Origin of the sequence: Streptomyces carpinensis (assembly GCF_002154505.1) — a bacterium.
In the GTDB taxonomy this organism is placed as follows: Bacteria; Actinomycetota; Actinomycetes; order Streptomycetales; family Streptomycetaceae; genus Streptomyces; species Streptomyces carpinensis.
Genome location: NZ_MUBM01000500.1, coordinates 1 through 5,900, shown reverse-complemented (window position 1 = coordinate 5,900; position 5,900 = coordinate 1). Strand labels below are relative to the sequence as shown.

Genomic DNA, 5,900 nt, shown 5'->3' with positions numbered 1-5,900 from the left:
CTCCCCGACGCGGCCCCTCGGCCGTGCCGGTCAGCGTCCGGAGGGACACGCACCAACGGACCGGACCCGGCTGCCCCGCGCAGCCCACCGGCACCAGGGCGTGACCACGATCAGCACACACACCACCAGCCGACACCGGCCACGCGGAGCAGCACTCGGCGCGGGATTCCATCTCCACGCTCACGCTTCCCCGCCCAGGTGGGCACAACCCACGCCGGATCATACGGTCCGCATAGGATCCCTTAGCTGATCAGAGACGCTGTGTTCCTTCCCCCTGCATGACGGAGCCGCCCGCTGTCAGGCCTGACAGCGGGCGGCACGGATGTCGTCGGGGCTAACGACGCCAGTAGCAGTCCCGGTCGTAGTTGCTGTACCGGTACTGGTCCCAGCTGTAGTAGCGGTAGCGACCGTAGTCGCCGCAGTGGTTGCGGTGACGCCAGCCGTCGTAGCGGTCGTCGTCGCAGTATCGCCGCCAGTCACCGCTGTGACGGTACCCGTAGTGGCTGCCCGGGTGGTGGAACGAGGGCGCCACCGCCGTCACAGAGACCGCCGCCGGAGCAGCGGATGCCTCCACCGAGAGAGGCGCCATGACAGCGCCGGCCGCCAAAAGCGTGCCCGCTACTGCCTTAGCAATGGTCTTCACCTGATCTCCTTTCAAACATCAGGGGTCGGTTTCGCCCCTGGTGTTGAACCTGACGCTACATCAATTTGCGCGCAATTCGTCGCGGGCTGAGCCGTCGTCAATCCGCTGACGATCCGGGTGAGATATCGAAAACGGCAGCTCAGCGGTATTGCCGCGCCCTTTGCGGGAATTCGTGCCGCGCCTGGCAAATGGCATCCGACCAGGTGAACTTGGTGGTCGACCAGGCCGGTCGCCAAGTGTGCGACGAAATGAGTCCGACGGTGTGAATACGCCGCCTGAAATGCCCTGCATTTTTCGGAGTCGGGAAACGAGAGAATACGCGGTGACCTGGCGGCGGGGCCGGCGGGCGAGTTTCGGTACTGCCCTGGCTTTTGTGGAGTGCATTTCTCGTCGGAGGATGCGTGCCGGCTGTCTGCGGGCGGATGGCCGCGCCCGGCTCCTTGCGTGTCGCCTTCTGTCTGCGCGGCGGCTGTGCAGGGGCGAGGGGCGCCTGACCGCCTCCCGGGCGGTGCGGCGCGCCTTCCGGAACAGGGGAGATGGCAGTCCAGCAGTCGCCAGTCGGCCCTGTGAAGGGGGACTTCGGTGGCGGTGCGCACCGGCACGCTGCCGAGCGGAGGGCAACCGGGGCCGGACGCCGTCCCCATGGCGCTGTCCGCGGCCGGATGCGGCCGCCGGTTTTCGGAAGGGGCGTTCTCGATGCCTTGGCCTGGGGGCGGTTGGGGCGGACGGCTGCCGGCCCGCCGGTGCTTGCCCCTGTGTCTGTGCGCACCGTCGACCCGGGGGCGGCAGCGGTAGCGGACGCCGACGCACGGCGCCGCCAACGCCCGGCGCGAGGCGTGCAGTTGAGACCCAGAACCGAGGAATGGAACAGACGCGCGCTTCTGAACGAATGTCGGAAATAGACGGTTTGCGTTGACCGTTCCTTTTCGACTACCGTCCACGCCCTCTGGACGAATCGTCCAGAGACTCCGGACGGCGGGGTTGGCGCATGCCTGCGCGTTCCTTTCACGCAGGCCCTGCCGTGCAGCTCCGGACGGCCGGGCTCCCCATGGCCCGGCCGTCCGGGGAAGACAACCTCCGGTCCGGGATCCGTGCGACGCCGCCGTGCCGGTCCACGGCACTTGCGGTGGCCGTCGCCGGCGGCGCCGACCGGGGGTGGAGCACGGCCCACGGCAGCGGTTGTTCCGTTCGCTGCCCGGCCCGGCTCCTGTTTCGCATACGTCCCTTCATTCATGAAAGGCTTCCTGATGAACAACGACTGGCTCGAGGCCGAGACCGCCGAACTGCTGCCCTCCCGCGAGGCGCTGGGCAAGTTCTCGTTCAACTTCGCCAAGATGACGACCGTCTCGAAGAAGGTCGCGCACGTGAGCGCCCACAACGAGTCGGCGGCGGTGAACCAGTTCTCGCCGTTCGCGGTCGCCCAGTCCCAGGCCACCCAGGCCATCAGCGTCCGGCAGTAACACGCCCTCTGGCGCAGGGACAGGCCCCAGGGCCTGCCCCTGCAGCGCCGCAAGGATCGCTGCTCACACGGCACACCGGGCGACGGCCTCGGTCGGCGGCCGGTGTGCCGTGCAGGCACCGGCCGGCCGATCGCGCACTGTCGCCGGTGCCAAAGACCCTTGCGGCGCGCGCCAGTCGGTGGGGGAGACACACGCCTTGGCAAGCGAGCTCGAACGCCGGACGGACGGCGGACTCGGCGGCATCCACCCGCGGATACGGGGGAAACGACCGGGCCTGCACAGCGCCCTTTCCCCCGTCCTGCGGCAGCGGCATGAACGAGTGGGATCCAGTGAGCAGTCCTCACCCCGCAGCACTGCGCACCCGCGCAGAGCAACTGGTCTCCGAAGGACACTCGGCGAAGGAAGTGGCACGGCAACTGGGCATCTCCCCGCAGACCGTGTACCGCTGGCAGCGCTCCCGTGTGTCCGGGTCGGACCTGGCACAGGCCCGCACCCGCATCGACGAACTGGAGCAGGAAGTCCTCCTGTGCCGCGAAGTCATCGCCGCCATGCGGCAGGTGATGCCCCCAAAAGACGTTACGAGGTGATCCACCGCATGACGTCGCAGGGCTTCCCGGCGCGCAGGATCGCCGCACTCCTCGGCGTCTCGGAGTCCGGGTACTACGCCTGGCGCGCACGCACCCCCTCCCCACGAGCACTGCGCCGGGCCTGGCTGACCCGCCTGATCCTCGACATCCACCAGGAGTCCGGCTCCACGTTCGGCTACCGCAGGGTGAGGCAGGAACTCGGCCACCGCTACGGCATCGACATCAGCCACACAACCGTGGAGCTGCTCATGAAGGGGGCCGGGATCCGCGGGAAAGCAGGGCGGCTGCACGACCAGCTCCCGCAGGAAGGCGACCTCACGCCCGGCCGGCGCTGGATCGTCGACGTGTTCGCCTTCACCACACTCCAGGGCCCCCTGTACACGGCCGTCGTCCTCGACACCGCATCGCGCTGTCTGATCGGCTGGAGCACCGCCGCGGCAGCACGCCGCACACTCGTCCACGACGCTCTCATGGCCGCCATCACCCGCGCCGCCGGCACCGAACCGGCCGCCGGCACAGGAGAGGGCAGCCTCCTTGACTGCTGCTTCACCGAGCGCGCCGGCTCGCTGCGATGCGCGCCCGTCCGCGCGACGGTGGGGGACTGGTACGACCACGCCCTCGTCGAGACCTTCTGGGACACCGTCCACCGCGAACTGCACGGCCCGCACCCCTGGCCTGACACACAGGCCCTCGAAGACCGGCTCGGGGAGACCTTCGACCGCTTCACCCGGCAGGCCTGAGCCGCCGGACGACGCAGCCCCACCCACATCAAGGCGGATCAAATGGACACGACACAACCCCTGCCCGTCGTCGGCGGCAGATCCGACATCCACGCAGGGCAGCACACCTCCACCGCCCACACCCACCGACTGCGCCTGTACGGCGCCCTGGACGCGGTGTGCGTGCCCCTGGCCGCCGCTGACATCCAGGCCGTCTTCCAACTGGCCGAACTCGACTGCGTCACCGTGCACGCCGTCATCGACTGGATCACCACGGCACGAACGCTTCCACCGCTTCCGCACCCGATCTGACGGACCCCGACGGGCACCCGGAACGCTCCCCCTCCTACCGGGACCCGCCCGCCTGCAGCAACGACTCGACGAGGACGGCCACATGCCGGCGGTCCTTCGGACTCAGCTGGTGCACGCTCGCGATGAGGATCGCCACCTCGGGATCCGCGGCCTCGGGCGCGTCCTCGAGGTACAGGTTGACGCCCGCGGCCTCGGCGGCGGCCCGCTGCACCGGCGCCACCGGGATACCCAACCCCCTGGCCAAGCCCTCCAGAGTGGTCTGCTGAGGCATCTGCGCCAGCCGCGCCGACGTCGCCAGATGGTGCACCGTCGAACGGGAGATGCCACCGCGGCGCGCTACATCGCTGTAGGACCAGCCGTTCTGGTCCAACTTGTGCTTGATCATTTCCTGCAGTGTGTTGGGCACGCCGGTTCTTCCTGTGGAGAGGGAGTGACCGCCTGTCAATGAGTCTAACGGCGCTGCCGCCGGGGCGTTCTGCACCTTCTTTCCCACCGGCGCCCTGCGCTAGGCTGCCCTCCGACTGCACCCGTCGAACGGTATGCCGGTCTGCCCCGCCCCCGATCCTCCAAGCCGGCGGCCGCACAGACCGCCGGGCCACCACCGCGCGGGCGGACACACTCCTTCACCCGGCCGCGACCGGCGAGTTGAACCACGACAGCGGCCGACGCCCCCCCGACGTCCTCCACGGGCCGCCCGGAGAGCCTGCCACCCACCCCCACCGGCTGAGGGCAAGCAAAGCACCGCCCCCCGTGGGACGGCGGGGCGGTGCAAAGGGGGGCCACATGTCGTGACGGCTCCCACGGACCGGCTGGAACGCTGCCACAGCAGCGGTGTTGGCCACCGCCACGCCGGCACGCCGGCACGCCGGCACGCCGCCACGCCGGCACGCCGTCACGCCGTCACGCCGTCACGCCGCGAGGCTGACGGCGAAGCCGACCGTGCCCGGCACGGCGACCTTCGCACGACGGTGTCCCGGCCCGCCGGCACACGAGCGCCGACGGGCTGAGGACCCTGGCCGCCCGCACACCGCACCCCCCGGACGGCAGCCTCACACAACACCACGCCCACGGCTGCACCGTGTGGAGGGCCCCGGGGTGGTACGACAACGCGCGGCGAGGAACCGGGGCGGCTGTCGCGAGCCGGTGCACCTTCGCGGCCACGGCCACCCGATCCAGGACGGCGCCCGGGCCACGGAACGCACCGGCGACGTGCGCGAGGGCCGACCGAAGGGCGTGCGGCTCATCGGCGTGCGGGAAACAATCCTGCCTCGCCGGTTGCGCCGACGACTACGGACGCCCAGGGGTGCGCAGATCCCCTCGGGAACGGCAAAACGCCGAAGTGCTGCATCCCCTCGGCCGGCGTGGGGCACGCCGAGCACGGCACCGGGTTGTCCTCCAGCCTGGGCCCTCGCCTTCGATGACTTACCGCCGTAAGGCCTCGGCAGCCGTCGTCTGCCGCGCGGTGCTCCTCGCAGGAGGGACCCGGGAGTGCAGGGGACCGACGGCGGTGCGACGCGTGTTCAGCAGGTGTCCGTGTTCTCCGGGGTCGCAGCAGTGGGGGCGAGGGGCCCGTTGGCCGTGACGATGGAGGTGAGCGGGTAGGACGGGCCGCTGGTACCGCCCAGGGTGAAAAGAGGCGTGTCGTCCTCTTGGCGCTGACCCTGGTAGTGCCAGGTCTGACCATGGCGGTCGGTGTGGCCGAGGGCGAGGTCGTAGATGCGGCCTCCGAGGCAGAACGGTTCGGTGGCCCGCTGCGCCGCTTCCTCCAGGAGACGGGGCACGGCCTCCGCGGTGAGATGGACCTCCACACCGTCGAGGTGCCCGATGGCGCTCTGCGCCCATCCGCTGCGGTGGGTCGGTGCGTTCAGGGGCGCGCCGATCGCGGTCAGCCAGTACTCCCAGTCGCCCAGCGACAGGGCGTGGATGTGGACGGTGACGCGTTCGTCGTCCGAAGCGATCTGCGTGACCTCGAGCCGGCCCGCGTTCTCGGCCCGCAGCCTGGCCGCTGTGACGGCGGCCTTGGACTGCTCCTGGTCCTCCTGGGCCGTGTGCGGCTCCTGGGCGCCGGTGCTCTGTCCGGGGACCGGCGCGATGGCGGCGGCTTGCTGGACGGGCGCCGGGTCGACCGCGGTGGCCTGGTGGACGGCGGCCGGGTCGGGCGGGGCGGCCTGCTGGGCGG

At 70.5% G+C, this 5,900-nt stretch carries 7 protein-coding genes; 4 read left to right on the top strand and 3 right to left on the bottom strand.

The window, feature by feature from the left end:
• Positions 1 to 334 precede the first annotated feature (334 nt).
• Entirely contained in the window at positions 335 to 643 is a 309-nt protein-coding gene (locus BZY54_RS44810; RefSeq protein WP_143668294.1) for a hypothetical protein, read from the bottom strand.
• A 1,232-nt stretch (positions 644 to 1,875) separates the two neighbouring features.
• Here BZY54_RS44810 and BZY54_RS44805 point away from each other — a divergent pair.
• The 4 genes from BZY54_RS44805 (at position 1,876) to BZY54_RS44790 (ending at position 3,721) form a co-directional block, all read left to right on the top strand.
• Positions 1,876 to 2,103 carry a hypothetical protein gene (locus tag BZY54_RS44805; protein WP_244217644.1) on the top strand — a complete coding sequence of 76 codons (228 nt, stop codon included), beginning with the start codon at positions 1,876 to 1,878 and terminating at the stop codon, positions 2,101 to 2,103.
• A 329-nt stretch (positions 2,104 to 2,432) separates the two neighbouring features.
• A complete protein-coding gene (locus BZY54_RS44800) occupies positions 2,433 to 2,690 on the top strand; it encodes a transposase (RefSeq protein WP_158104013.1) in 258 nt (85 codons plus the stop codon).
• Positions 2,691 to 2,698: 8 nt separating this feature from the next.
• The gene (locus BZY54_RS44795) at positions 2,699 to 3,430 is read left to right on the top strand and encodes an IS3 family transposase (RefSeq protein ID WP_143668292.1); all 732 of its coding nucleotides are present in this window, start codon (positions 2,699 to 2,701) and stop codon (positions 3,428 to 3,430) included.
• A 42-nt stretch (positions 3,431 to 3,472) separates the two neighbouring features.
• Positions 3,473 to 3,721 (top strand): hypothetical protein, encoded by a 249-nt coding sequence (locus tag BZY54_RS44790; RefSeq protein ID WP_086731103.1) that lies wholly within the window; start codon positions 3,473 to 3,475, stop codon positions 3,719 to 3,721.
• A gap of 34 nt (positions 3,722 to 3,755) precedes the next feature.
• Here the strand turns inward: BZY54_RS44790 and BZY54_RS44785 are convergent, their stop codons facing one another.
• Both BZY54_RS44785 and BZY54_RS51345 read right to left on the bottom strand, forming a co-directional pair.
• Complete coding sequence (locus tag BZY54_RS44785) at positions 3,756 to 4,106, bottom strand: helix-turn-helix domain-containing protein (protein ID WP_244217643.1); 351 nt, start codon at positions 4,104 to 4,106, stop codon at positions 3,756 to 3,758.
• Between the two features lie 1,135 nt (positions 4,107 to 5,241).
• Positions 5,242 to 5,900, bottom strand: a 659-nt coding sequence (locus BZY54_RS51345) for a BN159_2729 family protein (protein ID WP_158104012.1), incomplete at its 5' end; no start/stop codon positions are given.